Origin of the sequence: Paraliobacillus zengyii, from assembly GCF_003268595.1 — a bacterium.
GTDB lineage: Bacteria > Bacillota > Bacilli > Bacillales > Amphibacillaceae > Paraliobacillus_A > Paraliobacillus_A zengyii.
The window spans coordinates 833,879-851,952 of sequence record NZ_CP029797.1 but is presented as its reverse complement, the minus strand read 5'-3'; the positions used below and the strand labels follow the sequence as shown (position 1 = coordinate 851,952).

Genomic DNA, 18,074 nt, shown 5'->3' with positions numbered 1-18,074 from the left:
AAAAGAACTGATATTTTTATGATTGAAATGATTCTGCCACTCTTACTAATTCACTTTTTGTTATTTTATTGGAAACTTCTTCTTTTTTAACAATACCAGAACGGTAAACTAATTTATACGATATACCTGCTTTACTCCAATGAAGTGTTTTTGCGAAGTTATTATCAATGTAAGAGCCGCTTATTTCTCCTTCCAATTTAATCGGATCCCCGTCAATAAGATTCTTAAATTCTCCCTCAACTGCTTGAAACGTTAAAAGATCATTTTCTTGGGAATAAAAACTAATATCTACAGCCTCTTGATTTGTATCATTAACTACATACTGATCTGAAATAATAAAATCCACTTGAATAGGGACGAATTCCGGTGTTTCAGGATTGAATGAAAGTCCCTCTAAAGCTTTTTCTACTTCCGAATTTTCATAAGCATAATAACCTTCAGGAATCGCTACCTGTTGTTTACAACCAATCAGTGTAAAAAAACTTATCATACACAAGAAAACATATTTTTTCATTAATTTTCGTCCCTCCTTCTATTTTTTCAACAAAAAACGTGTTATTTATTAGACGTAGAAATCGTTCGATCCGTTTCAGTTTATATAAAAAAAACAGAACTAATATCCATTTATCGGATAATTGTTCTGTTATAATTAGTTTTGATATTTGCATAAATATCCTGATCAAACGTAATAGGATCTACATAAATAACTTCTGTCTGTTCTTGATTCCCCTGAACATATGATGCTGTTTGTTTTATCTTTTCAGGGAAAAACCCTATTGAAAAAAAGTGTGGCACTAGATAAATAACCTCATAATCAGCTGCCAATAAACGTCTTAATTCAGATTCGAAATTTGGTTTGTTCGAATTCAAATAAGATTCGAAGACAGGTAATTCTAGCAATCTATTTTCTAATTCACGTGCAAAATAAGTAAATGTATTACTTGCTTCTAAATACCTACTACCGTGTGAAACAAGGAGAACTGCTTCTCTTTTTTCTTTACCCTTCAAACGCTTATTTACTATACGCTTTTGAGTATTTAAAATAAGTTGTTCACTAGCACCTAATGGTTCACCTAAATGGATAGGTATCTCGGGAAATGTGCGTTGTGCAATTTTCACTTCATTAGGAATATCCTTTATTACATGCACTCCAGGTAATAGAAAAATAGGCACAAGAATAATTTCTGTCGCACCTTGCTCCGAACATTTTGTAACACCTTCAATAATTGATGGCTCTGCTTCAAGAAAAGCTGTAATCTGGATTGGAGCATTGATGTATTGTTCCATCTGTTCCAATTCTAATTGAAATTGTTTATTCGTTTGATCGTTTTTACTACCATGGCATATATAAAGAACTGCTCGCATACATAATTCACCTCTAACAACATTCTATCATTTAAACTAATATTTAAACAACATTGCGACAAGTTGAAAACCTGCACCTATCGTCCAAAAAACAACATAATCTCCGCGTGTTACAACGCCAGTTTCTACTGCTTCATGTAAAGCAATAAATGGACTACTGGTACCTGTATAACCAAAGCGATCTCCAACATAAATCAATTGTTTCTGATCTAAAGCAAATTTATTTTGAATTTTCAAGATATTAGCTAAAGAGAATTGGGATAAGCAATAGGCTTTTATGTCATTTGTTGTTAGATTATTTCTTTCTAATAGTCTTTCTAACATTCTATAAGTCGGTGGCATTGCCAAATCGGCATTAAAAGGAAGCCATTTAATATATTTATCTTCTTCACTGTTTATATTCGATAAGCCATTTCCAGGATACATAATTTTATCACGATTAACTGAATCAGTATGGTAGATAGCATCAATGAAACCAGAATCTTCTTTTGTTTTCTCCAACACTACAGCCGCAGCAGCGTCACCATAATTAGCATATGTAATCTCATCTTCTGGATTGCTAATAAGCGAATTATAGTCAGAGCCTACAACAAGTGTTTTATTTATTCGAGCATTTGCTTTCATATAATAAGACGCTTGTTCTACAGCAACTGTCATGCCAGCACAATTAGCATTAGAGTCAAATATTATCGTCTCACTATTTGCCTCAATTGCAGCATGTAAAAACATCGTATTAGTAGGAAAAGTAGTCTCTGGTACTTGCGTTGAAAATACAATCATATCGATATCCTTACCAGTGAGATTTAGTTTTTTTAATAATTTTCGTGCAACAGCGACTCCCATTGTCAATCCATTTTCTTCTGAATTATCAATCACATATCTCTTATCTCTACCCATATGTGTTAAAAATCTCTCTATATCTTTATCTCTCTCAGCAAAATGATTAATGAAATATGCATTATCCAGAATTTTACCCGGATGATAAATATCTATCCCTTTAATTCTAATGTTTTCCACGAACAATACCCACCTTAAACCAATATCATTAAATTAGTTTTATGCAATCTCGACTACTTCAGAATTTGTTAAACCTGAATTTTTAGCAATTCGTTTCAACTGCATTTTTATTACAGGATTTTTCTTGATTGTGAAAAGAATCTTTTCGAATCCTGATTGATTGTACATTTTAAATGAATTTTCTAAACTCGGCACCATATCTTTTGTCAGTATATTCATAGTGGTACAATCAACATCTAATGTATATTGATTAGTTGTAATAGCACCTATTTTTGTTTGATAATCTTTCACGAACTGCTCCACATCTGCAGGCTCAAATGAACCACTTACAATCATGTCTACTTTCTTATTTGTTTCATCAACCTTAATACTATACTTTTCCATTACACTTTCCCCCTGTTTTTATACCATGTACGCAAAAAAGCCTACAAAAACATTTGTAGGCTCACAATCATTTTAATACGTGCTAAATGACTAAATGCAGCTCGACTATCTTTGCTCTAAAGCTTTAGATTCGTGGCTTTGCGTCCTCATTTTTCAATAAGTTTGCCAAAGTATATAGTTATAATTGCTTAAATATAATATCATAATATGTTCTAAATTAGTAGTTCTAATTTAAATAAATTAACTTTAAAAAGGCACCTTTAGAAGGTACCTTTTAGTTATGCTATGTTTAATTGTGCACTTCTTTTTTTAATTCTTTGATATTTAACTAATTGGATTATATACCACGCTACTACTAATAAAGTTAAAATAAAACCAATTGTTAAAGAAAGACTATAATCAAGTCCCAATCCTTCAGGAGCATAAAAAATGTATGTTGTCGATACACCAGTCATAAAAATAGCCGGTATTGCTGCTATCCAATGAAATTTATGACTTTCAACTAGATACATTGCAGCTGTCCAAAGCATTACTGTTGCAACCACTTGATTTGTCCAGCCAACATACCGCCATAAGAATGTATAATCAATGGTCGCTAGAAAGAATGCAGGAATAGAAACTGGAATTGCAATAAGTAGTACTTTAATTTTATTATTCATATCAAATATATTCGAAAGCATATCTGTTAAAATCATTCGTGATGATCGTAATGCAGTATCCCCAGTGGTTATTGGCAGAATAATTACACCGAATATCGCTAGAATCCCACCAGTAACTCCAAGTAATGACGTTGAAATTTCGTTAACAACACCTGACGGACCTCCAGCGGCTAATGCTTCTTGTAATCCAGTAGTTCCATTAAAGAAAGTCATCCCTGCAGCTGCCCAAATTAATGCAATAACTCCTTCAGTGATCATTGCTCCGTAAAAAATTCTACGCCCATCTGTTTCCTTTTTCATTGTACTCGCAATAATTGGACTTTGTGTCGAGTGAAAACCAGAAATTGCTCCACACGATATTGTAACCATTAATAAAGGCCAAATAGGTAAATCACCAGGATGCAAATTTTGCAATGTAATATTAGGGATTGGTTTTCCTGAAAACAGCAAGGCAATTCCAACAGAAGCTGCCATTATTAACAAGATCGCTCCTAGAATTGGGTAGATTCGTCCAATAACACGATTAATTGGCAATACAGTTGCTATAACAAAATAAGCAAAGATAATTACTAAGGCAACAAAAAAGCTTAATGGTGTAATTTGCGAAATCAATTGTGCAGGTCCAGCAGTGAATGCTGCTGCAACCAAAATCATTAAAACAAGTGAAATAACATTAATAAATGACTTGATATACTTTCCTAAATATCGGCCAACAAGCGTTGGAAATTGTGCCCCACCGTGACGTAAGGACATCATTCCTGAAAAATAATCGTGTACGCCCCCTGCAAATATACTACCTAACACAATCCAAAAGAATGCTACTGGCCCATACAGAGCGCCAGCAACCGCTCCGTATATTGGACCTAATCCCGCAATATTAAGCAATTGAATCAAGTTTCCCTTCCACCAACTCATTGGAATAAAGTCTAAATTATCACGCTTACTATATGCAGGTGTAACTGTTTCATCGTTTACTACAAAAACTTTCTCGACAAATTTAGAATAAAAAATATAACCAAGTATAAGTGCAAATAATGCAAGTAAAAATGTTACCATATCCATTTCCCCCTGTTAAAATCGTAAAGTATACATATAGTAACACTTTCTGACAAAAAGTAAATACAATATTCTGAAAAAACTATCTTTTAAATAAATATACTATTGGCAGTTAAGGGATTTTTAAGAAATGAATCTTATAATCGGTAATGTAGAGGATATCATCTCACCTAAGAAAGGAACATTTTATGAATAAAATTTTTAGTGTCTTTTTGGCACTTTCCATCCTGTTAAATGTCTATTTCATCTTTGATAACAATACAAATGAAATAGATGCAAATGGAAGCAAAATCTCCTATTCTCTCAGTAATTTGGAGGGAGATCCCGAACAACAATTGCTAGATATCATTAACAATTCAACCGAAAGCCTTGATATAGCTATTTATAATCTTGATGATACAGTTATTTCAGAGGCTATACTTGAGGCAAATCAGCGTGGTGTAGCTATTCAGATAATAACAGATCAAGAAAAGATAACGAATGAAGATAGTGAGGAGATTTTTACCTCACTTTCGGAAGCTGGTATTCCAATCAAGATAAATACCGAAACTAAAATGCATTTAAAATTAACAATTGCAGATCAAACAACAGTAGTGGCTGGTTCATTTAATTATACAGACAACTCTAGTGAAGAAAATCAAGAACTTCTTTTTTCCATTGAAAATACTACATTAGCAACAGAATGGAATGATTTATTCCTTACTTTATGGGAAAGCGATGATTACACATATTGGACACCTTAAAAACTAGAAAAACGCTCAACACACTTGGAATTCTTCAAGTACGTTGAGCGTTTTTATTTTTTAAACATGGATTTTTTCTATTTCTTCCGCCAAAAGTCCATAAATAACGTGGTCTACATAATGGTCATACAGCCATTCTGCTTGTCTTAATTCAGCTTCTACTTTAAAACCAAAACGTTCAGGAAGAGCTCTACTTTTTTTGTTATCAGTAGCGACGCTTATCTCAATTCTATTAAGTCCAAGTTCGTTAAATCCATAATCAATTATAGACATAAAAGCCCTTGTCATAATACCATTACCTTGAAAATCTTTACCTAACCAATAACCAATGTCACCCATTTTATCGTTTTTATTAAGAGTATTAAATCCAATTGTTCCTGCAATATCTCCCTTATAAATTATCGCAAAAGATTTTGGGTAGCCACCATTTTCTGCAAAAGCCTTTAATCTCGTTTTGATATTTTGAGTAGTATCTTCTATACTTTCAATATAGTCAAGCCATCCAAGCCATTCTCTTAGATAGTCTTTTGAACTAATCGTTAAATTGTAAAATTCTTCAGCGTCACTTTCATTAAACATTCTCAATGAGACTTCTCCATCAATCCTATGTATTAACATTTTTCGCTCTCCCTTGTTTTCTTTTAAATTTATTTTAGCATATATATATAGGAAACTTATCTATTTATTATCAATCAATAAAAGACCAAATCAATGTTCGATTTGGTCTTTTAAATTGATATATTATTACAAATCTATTATGCATATACTTCCTTTTTATCATTTTTAAAGAAGTGTTGCATCGCATAATAAACATCTTCTTTTTTTCGCAAAATAAAATGATCAAGATTTGGTTGATCAAATTCTTTAAATACTTGCATTAATGTAGAATGACGCTGATATTGATTTACTTCCGCATAACCGAATAAACTTGCGTATGATAACAGTTCTTTTACCAATGCTACACAACGTCTGTTATCTGAGGTAAGGTTATCACCATCAGATAAATGAAAAGGATAAATATTATATTGCGCAGGATCATATTTTGATTCAATCAATTCTAATGCCTTTTTATAAGCTGATGAACAGATGGTTCCTCCACTTTCACCTCTAGAAAAAAATGCTTCTTCATCTACTACTTTAGCCTCCGTATGATGCGCTATAAATTCAATATCTACTGTTGCATAGTTAGTCCGAAGAAAACGTGTCATCCAAAAAAAGAAGCTACGTGCCATATATTTCTCGAATTGCCCCATACTTCCACTCGTATCCATCATTGCTAAGACAACTGCTTTAGATTGCGGCTTTTCAATTTCATTCCACGTTTTAAATCGTAAATCATCGGGATAAATTGGATGAAATACAGCACTTCCTTGCCTTGCATTTCGTTTGTAGGCTTCTAATAAAGTACGTTTCTTATCAATATTACCTTCTAAACCTTTTTTTCGAATATCATTAAAGGTTACATCAGTTAGTACGATATTATCTTTCTCTTTTTCTTGTAAATTAGGTAACTCTAGTTGACTAAAAAAAGCTTCTTGTAACTCTTCCATAGATATTTCAGCCTCATAATAATCCGTTCCAGGTTGATCACCGGCTCCTTCACCTGTTCCATTACCTTGTTTAGGCTTTCCACCCTTTGCAACAGTGTCACCAACCTTACTTTCACCATCACCTTGCCCTGCTTGTTTATTTTTCTCCTGACTGTAGCGGATTTTATATTCATCTAATGAACGAATTGGAATTCGAATAATATTTTTCCCTCTAGACATAACAATACTTTCTTCACTTACGAGGTCGGGGAGCTTCTGCTTAAGAACATCTTTAATCTTATCTTGATGACGCTTTTGATCATCATATCCCTTGCGATGAAGTGACCAGTCATCTTCTGAAATCAAGAAACTTTTAGACATGTGTAAATCCCCTCCTTATTGTGTGTGTTTTCTTATTATATGCAGTAGATATTGTTTTGATTAAGATTTTAGAAAAATCAATTAATTTAATTAACATAAAAATAAAGAGTCACATCTAATGTGACTCTTGGAATTAACTTTCTAATAAAAGATCATATGGTGTTTCAAGTAATCGTTTTACATACATCAGAAATTGAACAGCATCTTTTCCATCAATAATACGATGGTCATATGAAAGTGCAACATACATCATTGGTCTAACTGTAATGGTATCGTCTTCTAATACAACCGGCCTTTTCTGAATGGTGTGCATTCCCAAAATCCCGACCTGGGGTGCATTTAGAATAGGTGTTGAAAATAATGAACCAAATACCCCACCATTTGTTATAGTAAACGTTCCACCCTGTAAATCGCTTAGTTCTAACTTCCTTGCCTTTGCTTTCTCACCTAATCGGCTTATTTCTGTTTCAATTTGAGCAAATCCAAGTTTATCTGCTTCGCGAAGTACTGGTACAACTAAACCATCATTAGTAGATACTGCTATTCCAATATCATAAAACTTCTTCAATAAAATTTCATCACTTTGTAGCTCTGCATTTAAAATCGGAAATTCCTTAAGTGCCATAACAACTGCTTTCGTAAAAAATGACATCAAACCTAGCTTAACACCATGTTTCTTTAAAAATGCATCCTTTCGTTTGGCACGAATCTCCATCACAACTGATAAGTCAATTTCATTAAATGTTGTTAGCATCGCTGCCTCTTGTTGTGCTTCCACTAATCGTTTGGCAATCGTACGACGACGAGGACTCATTTTAACTCTTTCGATCTGTTTAGTAGGTTCTTTTATGAATGTATTCGTTACTTGTTTTTCTACTTCTTCAGAAGCGTTTGTTAGAGATTTATTTCCTACTATTAAATCTTTTTGTTTAGCAAACGCTTCTATGTCGCTATGCTGAATCCTCTTAATGTGATCTTGTCCATTTAATTCTCTTAGATCGATAGCTAACTGTCGCGCCTTTTTCCTAACTGAAGGCGTTGCTACAATGTAATCCTCAGCCTTTTTAAATTCGCCAGTATGAATGGCACGCTCTCGTAATCTAGATTCTTTTTCATCTTTACCTGGTTTATTACCAGTTAATTCTTCCTTATCATTGATGATAGCAACAATGTCACCGACTAGTACTTCTTCTTCCACTTGCTTATGAATAGATGTTATGACACCACTAGCATTTGCGGGTATTTCTACATTAATTTTATCCGTTTCTATTTCTAAAACAGGATCTCCTTTTTTTACTGTATCTCCTGTTTCTACAAGCCATTCTACAACTGTTCCACCTGTAATAGATTCAGCCAACTCTGGAATTTTCAATTCGATCATCAGGACACCCTCCCGCCTAAGATTATTTAACAAAATATGCAGGTTTCTGAAAAGCACTTGTTCTGTCTTCTAGAGCAGTTTCAATAATATGCTTTTGTTCGTTTTTATGAATAGACAAGTCACCTACAGCAGGTGCTGATCTTTCCCATCTACCAACAAATCGTAGTCTGACTGTTTCTGGCAATAGACGGTATAACCTATCTTTCACAAAATTCCATGCCCCCATATTTTCTGGTTCTTCCTGAATCCAAATCACTTCCTCTAAACCTTCACAAGCAGCGAAAATATAATCAATTTCACTCTTTGGGAATGGATAGATTTGCTCTAGACGAATGACATGTACCCAATCTGTATTGTCTAATTTGATTAACGCTTCATTCAAATCAATCATAACTTTACCACTACCAATTATAATACGTTTAACGCTACTATAATCCCCGTCTACTTTACTAGTTGACATACAAGTTTCAAATCTACCCTCTGACAATAGATCGATGTGCGAAACAACAGCAGCATGTCGTAACAAGCTTTTAGGCGTCATCACAATGAGCGGACGAGCTGCGTCACTGTCGACCAGGGCTGCTTGCCTTCGTAATAGATGGAAGTATTGTGCGCTTGTTGTGACGTTTGCAATAATCCAATTGTTTTCTGCAGCTGAAGATAAAAAACGTTCCAGTCGAGCACTCGAATGTTCAGGCCCCTGCCCTTCATAACCATGTGGTAATAAAAATACCATATTTGATTTTTCTCCCCATTTCGCTCGGCCTGACGAAATAAACTGGTCGAACATAACTTGACCCACATTTGCAAAATCGCCAAACTGGGCTTCCCATATAACCAGTGTTTTTGGTGCTTCAACACTATAACCATATTCAAATCCTAATACTGCAACTTCTGATAATGGACTATTATGAATAGAAAATGATGCTGTGCTATTACCTAAACCATGCAATGGACAATAACGATCGCCAGTATGCACATCGTGTAACATGAGATGACGATGCGCAAATGTTCCACGTTCTGTATCCTGACCTGTCAAACGAATTGGAATACCATCTGTCAAAATCGAAGCATAGGCTAAAACCTCTGCACTTGCCCAATCAACTGTTTGATTCTCATCAAATGCTCTGGCCCGCTTCTTTAAAATTGTTTCCAACTTTTGAAATGTAGTAAAACCTTCTGGACGATTTAGTAACTTACTATTTAATTGATCTAGTAATTGAAATGGCACTGCAGTATTAAATTGTTCCAATCCATAAGCTAACGCTGTTGGTGCAGCCTTTGGTTCATACGTATCATTATTATTTTCTTTCATGTTTTCATATATCTCTTGCAGATCATTCCATACTTTTTGTTGGATAGAATGGAATGCACCAGCATCTATAATCGATTCTTTTATTAACTTATTAGCATAAAGTGCTGTGACTGTTGGATGCTGATCAATTTCTTGATAAAGTGCTGGTTGCGTTGCTCTAGGCTCATCCATTTCATTGTGGCCGTAGCGACGATAACCAACAAGATCAATCAAGAAATCTTTATGGAATTTCTTACGGTAAGCACATGCCAATTTCATTGCCGAAAGACACGCTTCTGGATCATCCGCATTAACATGTACAATTGGAATCTCAAATCCCTTGGCTAAGTCACTAGCATAACGCGTCGATCTACTCTGTTCATGATTTGTTGTAAAGCCGATTTGGTTATTAGCAATTAAGTGAATGGTTCCGCCGGTTTGATAACCCGGTAAAGCACTTAAATTAAGTGTCTCGGCGACTACACCTTGCCCAATAAACGCAGCATCACCATGGATTAGAATACTAAACGCTTTATCTTGGTCCTGTTTTGGGTACCCCGATTGAAAACGATAATCTTGACAAGCACGTGTAAAACCTTCTACCACTGGATTTACAAATTCCAAATGTGATGGATTATGCGCTAACGTAATTCGAGTTGGAGAAGGTTTCTCTTTACCAATATCACGCTTTGCCCCAAAGTGGTATTTAACATCTCCAGTCCAACCATACGTAATAGAATGCGTATTAGAAATTGGAAGTAATGCTTTGTTCTGTGCATGATGAAACTCAGAGAATAATAAATCAAATGGTTTACCTAAAATATGTGTTAAGACACTTAATCGGCCACGATGGGCCATACCAATCATGACATTTTCTGTCTCATCATATAAAGATTGTTGAACAAGTAAATTTAACATCGGGACCATAACATCTAAACCTTCAATAGAGAATCTTTTTTGTGCAACAAATGTTTTCCCAAGAAACTTTTCAAATCCCTCTACTTCAATTAAATTTGTTAATAAATTCTTTTTCTTACTTTCTGAAAAAGGAACCCTATAATCTCCTAATTCAATCTGGTCCTGTAACCATTTCCGCTCTTCATGTTGATTTACATGATCATATTCAAAAGATATCGTATTAGAATAACAGCTTTTTAACATCTCAATAATATCATGTGCTGTCTCAAGCCCAAGTTGAGGTGTTTCCCAAATTAGTGTTGCAGGAATAGCCATTAAATCTTCTTCAGTCAAACCATAGCTCACAGGTAATATTAATGTCGAATGTCGATTTTTCTTTCTCCCTACAGGATAGATCTTAGCTGCTAGATGTCCATATCGCCGAATGGCTTCAACAAGTTGTATGGTGGCAGTTACCTTTTTTATCATATCAAACGATATATCGTTTCTATTTTCTTCATTTATAGACTGGTCAGCCCAATTAGGGGCACCATATTGCTCAAACATGTCACGAAAGGATGTAGGAACGCTAGTAGCGTTTTGTAAAAACATGCGATATTGTTCTTCGATGTAGCTTCTGTTAGCAGCATGAATATTGCGCCAGAATCGCTCCTTTGATTCTCTTTTCGTCACGTGAAATCCCTCCATGTCTTCTAAGTAACTCTTATTTCTTAATATAACCTATTCTTTTCATGGAAACAATGTGATATTCGTCCAAATTTTTGTGTTTTTTGTAAACAATAAAAAAAATCCCCCCATATGGAGGATTAACGATTTAAAAGACTTCCAACATAACGTAACAAATCATTTGCAGACGTTGAATTATATCCATATTCATCAATCAATGTTGCAACAACTTCATTCATTTTTTTCAATTGTTGTTCATCTGGTGTTTTCGATGAAGTGGTAATTTTCACTACGTCTTTTAGATCCGCAAAAAGTTTTTTCTGAATTGCTTCACGTAAGCGTTCATGTGATTGATAATCAAATTTCTTTCCTTTTCTCGCATAGGCAGAAATCCGAATTAAAATTTCCTCACGAAACGCCTTTTTTGCATTTTCAGAGATACCAATTTGCTCTTCAATAGATCGCATTAGCTTTTCATCTGGTTGCATTTCCTCGCCCGTTAAAGGATCTTCTAACTTTGATTTATTACAAAATGCTTCCACGTTATCTAAATAATTATCCATAAGCGTCTTAGCTGATTCTTCGTATGAATAAACAAATGCTTTTTGTACTTCTTTTTTCGCTAATTCGTCATATTCTTTGCGCGCAATAGAAATAAAGTTTAAATAGCTTTCCCTTTGTTCTTTTGAAATAGAAGCATGGGCATCTAAACCATCTTTTAATGAACGCAACACATCTAAGGCATTAATGGAATTCATCTCTTTTTTTATAATAGTAGATGAAATACGATTAATAACATACCTTGGATCAATTCCACTCATTCCTTCATCATTAAATTCCTTTTTCAACTCTGGTACATCTGTATCACTAAAACCTTCAACGGTTTGACCATCATATAGATACATTTTTTTAAGTAAACTTATGCTACCTTTTGCTGATTCCTTTAAACGCGTTAGGGTAGTAAACATAGCTGCCACTTTCAAAGTATGCGGTGCGATATGCACATCTTTGATATCACTTTCTTGAATCATTTTCTGATAAATTTGTTCTTCCTTACTCATTTTTAAATTATATGGAATTGGCATTACAATCATCCGTGAGTGTAATGCTTCATTTTTTTTGTTAGAAATAAAGGAGCGATACTCTGATTCATTTGTGTGAGCAACAATCAATTCATCTGCAGAAATCAGTGCGAATCTTCCCGCTTTAAAGTTTCCTTCTTGTGTTAAAGATAATAAGTGCCAAAGGAATTTTTCATCAGATTTTAACATCTCCTGAAACTCCATCATCCCTCTATTTGCTTTATTTAATTCACCATCGAAGCGATAAGCACGCGGATCAGACTCTGAACCATACTCTGCGATTGTAGAGAAGTCGATTGAACCAGTTAAATCAGCAATATCTTGTGATTTAGGATCTGATGGACTAAAAGTACCAATCCCGGTACGTTTATCTTCTGAAAAGAAGACTCGTTCCACTAAGACATCTTCAATCCTACCTTTATACTCTTCTTCTAAACGCATCACATTAAGCGGTGATAGATTACCTTCTATCCTAATTCCATAATCTTGTTCGAATTCGGCTCGTAGATGATGTGGAATTAGATGAAGCGGATCTTCATGCATTGGGCAACCTTTGATAGCATACACTGCCCCCTTATCTGTAAAGGTATATTCCTCTAGTCCCCTTTTCAACAAAGTAACCAATGTTGATTTACCACCACTAACAGGGCCCATCAATAATAGTATTCGCTTTCTTACATCAAGTCTTTTTGCAGCTGGATGAAAGTATTCTTCAATTAACCGTTCCAATGACTCTTCTAAACCAAAAATTTGATCTTTAAAAAAGTTATATTGTTTGTGGCCATCTATTTCTTCTATTCCTTGATCCTGAATCATCTGATATACCCGTGAATGTGCCGATTGAGCCAAATAAGGCCGTTCCTTTAGAAGTTCTAAATAATCTTCCAATGTGCCTTCCCATTTTAATGTTTCCTGTTCTTCACGATGTTCTCTAACTTTACGCAATATGTCCATCCAATTGCCTCCCTAAGTATCCCTTTCACTAGATACTTTTATTCTATGTCGGGTGACGAAAGAAAATGAATGCTTGTTAGCATAAAATAAGTGCGATTCATTTAGTCTGTCACTAAATGAATCGCACTTATTTTATTAATGCATATTTGGAAACCCTTGTTGTTTTAAAACATCATAGACAATTATTGCTGCAGTATTAGAGAGATTTAGTGAGCGAACCTTATCATTTTGCGCCATCTGAATTCGTAAACAGCGATCTTCTTTTCCTTCTAATAAAGATTTCGGTATGCCATTTGTTTCTCTACCGAATACAAAGAAAAGTTCTTTTTCTGCATCACTAAAATCAAAATCACTGTAATACTTCTTACCAAAATTCTCAATATAGTAAAATTCACTTACAGGGAATTTCTCATATAACTCTTCAATTGAATCATGATACATAATTTTAACATCTTGCCAGTAATCGAGCCCAGCACGACGAAGCATTTTATCATCCGTGGAAAATCCTAATGGATGAATAAGATGTAATGTTGCATTTGTTGCTAAACAAGTCCGTGCAATATTTCCTGTATTGGCAGGGATCTCTGGTTGATATAATACGACATGCAAGCCCATTTTTTTCACCTCTAGAACAATAATAACTAGCTTATTATAGCATAAAATTCATTTAATCTTCACCAATTCGAAAAAACTTATATTTGCATTCTGGTGTCCATGCATAAGAGTCTTGATAATCCCAATACCGATGTCTACTATTGTTTGTATGGGCATTTACTAAAGGCATTCCACTTTCATCTTTACTAACAACGATCGTGTTATGGTCCCATTTCCCATCACCTTCAAAGTCATAGCAAATAACATCACCTGGAAGTAGTTGATTTGCCTCTTCAATGGTTTTTCCTTTCAAACCTTGTGACGATCCACTTAAATACCACCTAAGTGAATGGGCAACAGCCCAACTGTAGCTCCAATTTTCATTTTGATACCACCAACCATTGGAACGATTAGAATACCCCCTCATTGGAGCCCCCCCTGCATGTAAGCATTGGGAAACATAATTGGTACAATCTACATCAAATTTTTTGTATGCTGGATTATAATCGTTCCACCAACGTTCAGCATATTGAACAGCTTTACGTCGATCATAAGAAAACCGCTGTTCTCTTATCTTTAGCAACGGTTCATCTGCACCTGTCTTAACTACTTCCTTTGATGGCGTCGTTTCTACAATTTTAGGTTTATCCTCTACTAGCGTTCCTTTATAGAAGGAACATTGATGTTCACATTGTTCCTCTTCTTGATAGAAATCTGATTCTTGTTTAATTAAGAACGTGACACTTAACAAATAGTCAATTTGTACTTCTTTTTGATTTATTGATCTACTTCTAATAACTTTACCTTGCCCATACATGTGCGGTACTTTATTACCTCTTTGTTCATGTAACTTTTTCTTTGATACAATCCAATTATCGGCTACTGAAGCACGATCTACGGCTAATTGTTCTTGCCAATAGTGTTGAAGTTTTTTTGTCCATGGCATTTATATCAACTCCTCTACACTATCTATATGAACTTAGTGAGAAGAGCATGAACATTGAGGTTATACATTCACTTTTGTTTGTTCAAATCTTAATCCTTTTTCCATTTCTTCTAAAACTTCCCCATCCACTTCGTTTAATTGAGCAGCACGAATTGCATCATAACCTGAAGTTACACCAATTTTCCCAATAGCCCATGCGGCAGTTCCTCGTATTACCGGACGTGGATCTTCTTTCATTAAGCGTGTTAACTCATCTAGTGCTGTTTCATCTTTATAATGAGCTAATGCAATAATAGCATTACGCTGAATTGGCTTTTTCCCTCTCCAACTTCCTGCCATTGAACCAAATTTCTCCTTAAATTCACGATTTGACATGGAGAGTAATGGAAGTAATTTAGGCTTTACAAGTTCTGGATCAGGTTCTAATTCAGGATGTAGGTGGGTATCCACTTGCTTATTTTTCGGACAAACTAACTGGCATGTATCAAAGCCATATAATTGATTGCCCATCAATTCACGATATTTATCTGGCAAGAATCCTTTTGTTTGTGTAACAAATGCAATACAATTTTGTGCATTTAACCTTCCAGGTGCAACTAGTGCACCTGTTGGACAAGCATCTAAACATTTTGTACACTCACCACAACTATCATCAACTGGTTGATCGGGAGGAAACGGAATATTTGTTATCATCTCACCCAAATAGACATAAGATCCAAACTCGGGTGTAATAATCATTGAATTTTTTCCACTAAAACCAATACCTGCTCGCTCTGCTACCGCTCGATCTGATAATTCACCCGTATCTACCATTGATCGAAATTGGAATCCTGTTATTTTTGTCGCAATAAAGGCACTCAATTTATCTAACTTTTCATTTAGAACTGTATGATAATCCGTTCCCCATGAAGCTCGACAAAAATTACCACGGCGATCTCCTTTTTTACTATTTGGCGGGTTCTTTAATCTGGAGGGGTAAGCTACTGCAATTGCTACTATTGACTGCGCATTAGCTAACAAAAGTTCTGGCTCTGTTCGCTCTTCTATCGTTCCTTTTTCGAAACCAGACTGATAGCCATCTTCTTGTTGTAACTTCAAACGGGATTTCATTTCTGAAAATTCATTTGAAGCAGCAAATCCTATCTTATCAATACCAATCTCTTTACTATACGCAATGATTTCTGCTTTTAATTGTTCATAAGCCATCATATTACCTCCTTTCTTTATCCTTGATAAACGCTATTTTACTATTGCAGTTCTCATTCTATTTAAAGCACCAGCTATTTCAAACCGACGTGGTCTAGCTAATTCACCTGGATGTTTATCAGCAAAAGGAGCAAATGAAGCAAGACCTTCTGTTTCAAATTGCATTTCTATTTCATCTAATAAGTTGGCTATTGTCATTTCACTTTTTAAAATTTGATTTTTATCCAAATAATGAATAAGCATAGCAATCATATTCGTTTGAGAACTATCAACAAGCTGTTCAAGATAATCCAATTGAATAGCTGTGTTTCCAACAATAATTGTTGACAGCCCTTTTGCTTGTACTCTTGATTTCTTGCCTTTATACGTTTGTATACTATTTTGTAAGAGAATGCGATTTGGTATGTCGCCAAAATCTGTTTCTTTTGTCTCTAAACGATTTGCAGGATACTTACTAGCTATTTCTTTCGCTAATTTCGTTACGTTTTTCGGTCTATATTCATCCATCATAATCACTTGATCAGCAATGTCAAAATAATCACCAGATCCACCCATAACAAATATTGTTGATATTCCTAGTTGATCTTTTAATTGATTAATTTTATCTATAAAGGGTGTAATTGGTTCCTTTTCTTTCGCAACCAATTCTTGCATCCGTCTGTCTCTGATCATGAAATTTGTTGCGCTCGTATCTTCATCAATTAACAACGTACCTACTCCCGCTTCAAGAGCCTCCATAATGTTTGTTGCCTGTGAAGTACTTCCACTTGCATTATCTGTTGTAAACTTCGTTGTATGTTGCTGATGTGGTAACTGCTTAATAAAAGCAGAGATATTCACACCACTAACTTTTCGGCCGTCTTCAGCGCGTACTTTTACAGCAGTAGGATCAGTTAGAACATATTCACGTCCGTCGCCTTTTATATGATGATAAACACCACGCTCCATCGCTTGTAATAGTGTGCTTTTACCATGATATCCTCCGCCAACGATAAGTGTAATTCCCTCCGATATCGCCAATCCAGAAATTGCTTCCTCCTGATTTGGCAGGTCTATCTTCACCTGATTAGCAATTGGACTCTTAAACGGTACAGCGTTCTTTAATGGGCGGTTACTAATACCACTTTCCCGCGGCAGAATTGCATTATCTGCAACAAAGGTAATCCACTTATTCTTCTTCATTTCAGCTCTGATAGCTTGGTGTTGATCAGATAATTCTACTACTTCTTGAAACGATTCATCTTTAATAGCAAAAATCGATCCTGTTAATACATTGGGCATCATTTCAAAGAAAAGATATTTTGCTTCTTTTCCATTAATTCGACGACCGTTTGCTGGCAGGTTAACAGTTAAGCAAATCGTTACATGTTCGGCATCAACTGACACTGCAGTACGTTCTAAAATTTCTTGTCCTGGTTCATCAATAGTAATTAAACCTTTTTCTCTATTATTTAAGGTGTTTTCAGTAATAGACTTCGCTAAACTTCGCGCAATCAAATCTTCTACATATATTTTCCGATTACGGTCTTCCTTCCAGTCCGATCTGATTTTCCGGTAAGCTGTTGGTATAATTATTCGTACTTTTGATGGAGTAGCATATGGATCTCCTTGAACATAATCCACACATAATTCAAATCGATGAAATGAATATCTCCCGTAAATTGATTTATATGCTTTATAACCTTTACCATCTATTTGTTGTAACTTTTCTTGTAATTGTTTCATTTTCAAACCACCTTCTCATACATTGTGCCCTCTTAGAATACAACCTTTCTTAAGCATGTATCAAGTAATATATCTAATTAACTATATATGCGAAAGCCTTTATTGACGTAGCAGGTGTCTAGCAAGTTACGTCGCGGTTTATTTTCTGTGAAAAAGTTGAGGCACTTGGTAACA

Annotated in this window: 15 protein-coding genes and 1 riboswitch; of the genes, 1 reads left to right on the top strand and 14 read right to left on the bottom strand. The window is 34.9% G+C overall.

The window, feature by feature from the left end; translation table 11 throughout:
* Positions 1-16 precede the first annotated feature (16 nt).
* From DM447_RS04235 to DM447_RS04215, 5 genes are all read right to left on the bottom strand, one after another.
* Positions 17-514, bottom strand: a complete 498-nt coding sequence (locus tag DM447_RS04235; protein WP_112180038.1) for a hypothetical protein — start codon at positions 512-514, stop codon at positions 17-19.
* 110 nt (positions 515-624) lie between these two features.
* Positions 625-1,365 carry a sirohydrochlorin chelatase gene (locus DM447_RS04230; RefSeq protein ID WP_112180037.1) on the bottom strand — a complete coding sequence of 247 codons (741 nt, stop codon included), beginning with the start codon at positions 1,363-1,365 and terminating at the stop codon, positions 625-627.
* A gap of 36 nt (positions 1,366-1,401) precedes the next feature.
* Positions 1,402-2,382 carry a ketoacyl-ACP synthase III gene (locus DM447_RS04225; protein WP_112180036.1) on the bottom strand — a complete coding sequence of 327 codons (981 nt, stop codon included), beginning with the start codon at positions 2,380-2,382 and terminating at the stop codon, positions 1,402-1,404.
* Positions 2,383-2,421: 39 nt separating this feature from the next.
* Positions 2,422-2,766 (bottom strand): hypothetical protein, encoded by a 345-nt coding sequence (locus DM447_RS04220; protein WP_112180035.1) that lies wholly within the window; start codon positions 2,764-2,766, stop codon positions 2,422-2,424.
* A gap of 92 nt (positions 2,767-2,858) precedes the next feature.
* Positions 2,859-2,943: riboswitch (cyclic di-GMP riboswitch) on the bottom strand.
* Positions 2,944-3,044: 101 nt separating this feature from the next.
* Positions 3,045-4,481: a carbon starvation CstA family protein gene (locus tag DM447_RS04215; RefSeq protein WP_112180034.1), complete on the bottom strand. Its 1,437-nt coding sequence runs from the start codon at positions 4,479-4,481 to the stop codon at positions 3,045-3,047.
* Between the two features lie 188 nt (positions 4,482-4,669).
* Here DM447_RS04215 and DM447_RS04210 point away from each other — a divergent pair, with 188 nt between their 5' ends.
* The gene (locus DM447_RS04210; protein WP_112180033.1) at positions 4,670-5,224 is read left to right on the top strand and encodes a phospholipase D-like domain-containing protein; all 555 of its coding nucleotides are present in this window, start codon (positions 4,670-4,672) and stop codon (positions 5,222-5,224) included.
* 60 nt (positions 5,225-5,284) lie between these two features.
* Here the strand turns inward: DM447_RS04210 and DM447_RS04205 are convergent, their stop codons facing one another.
* The 9 genes from DM447_RS04205 to DM447_RS04165 all read right to left on the bottom strand — a co-directional run bounded on the left by DM447_RS04205 (position 5,285) and on the right by DM447_RS04165 (position 17,900).
* Complete coding sequence (locus tag DM447_RS04205) at positions 5,285-5,842, bottom strand: GNAT family N-acetyltransferase (RefSeq protein ID WP_112180032.1); 558 nt, start codon at positions 5,840-5,842, stop codon at positions 5,285-5,287.
* A gap of 137 nt (positions 5,843-5,979) precedes the next feature.
* A complete protein-coding gene (gene yhbH, locus DM447_RS04200) occupies positions 5,980-7,134 on the bottom strand; it encodes a sporulation protein YhbH (protein ID WP_112180031.1) in 1,155 nt (384 codons plus the stop codon).
* A 133-nt stretch (positions 7,135-7,267) separates the two neighbouring features.
* Complete coding sequence (gene odhB / locus DM447_RS04195; RefSeq protein ID WP_112180030.1) at positions 7,268-8,515, bottom strand: 2-oxoglutarate dehydrogenase complex dihydrolipoyllysine-residue succinyltransferase; 1,248 nt, start codon at positions 8,513-8,515, stop codon at positions 7,268-7,270.
* Between the two features lie 22 nt (positions 8,516-8,537).
* Positions 8,538-11,414 carry a 2-oxoglutarate dehydrogenase E1 component gene (locus DM447_RS04190; protein ID WP_112180029.1) on the bottom strand — a complete coding sequence of 959 codons (2,877 nt, stop codon included), beginning with the start codon at positions 11,412-11,414 and terminating at the stop codon, positions 8,538-8,540.
* A 119-nt stretch (positions 11,415-11,533) separates the two neighbouring features.
* The gene (locus DM447_RS04185; RefSeq protein WP_112180028.1) at positions 11,534-13,429 is read right to left on the bottom strand and encodes a PrkA family serine protein kinase; all 1,896 of its coding nucleotides are present in this window, start codon (positions 13,427-13,429) and stop codon (positions 11,534-11,536) included.
* A gap of 135 nt (positions 13,430-13,564) precedes the next feature.
* Entirely contained in the window at positions 13,565-14,044 is a 480-nt protein-coding gene (trmL, locus tag DM447_RS04180; protein WP_112180027.1) for a tRNA (uridine(34)/cytosine(34)/5-carboxymethylaminomethyluridine(34)-2'-O)-methyltransferase TrmL, read from the bottom strand.
* A gap of 52 nt (positions 14,045-14,096) precedes the next feature.
* Complete coding sequence (locus DM447_RS04175; RefSeq protein ID WP_198663170.1) at positions 14,097-14,969, bottom strand: amidase domain-containing protein; 873 nt, start codon at positions 14,967-14,969, stop codon at positions 14,097-14,099.
* 60 nt (positions 14,970-15,029) lie between these two features.
* Complete coding sequence (gene queG, locus DM447_RS04170; protein WP_112180026.1) at positions 15,030-16,175, bottom strand: tRNA epoxyqueuosine(34) reductase QueG; 1,146 nt, start codon at positions 16,173-16,175, stop codon at positions 15,030-15,032.
* A gap of 33 nt (positions 16,176-16,208) precedes the next feature.
* Positions 16,209-17,900 carry an ABC-ATPase domain-containing protein gene (locus DM447_RS04165; RefSeq protein WP_112180025.1) on the bottom strand — a complete coding sequence of 564 codons (1,692 nt, stop codon included), beginning with the start codon at positions 17,898-17,900 and terminating at the stop codon, positions 16,209-16,211.
* Positions 17,901-18,074: the final 174 nt, after the last annotated feature.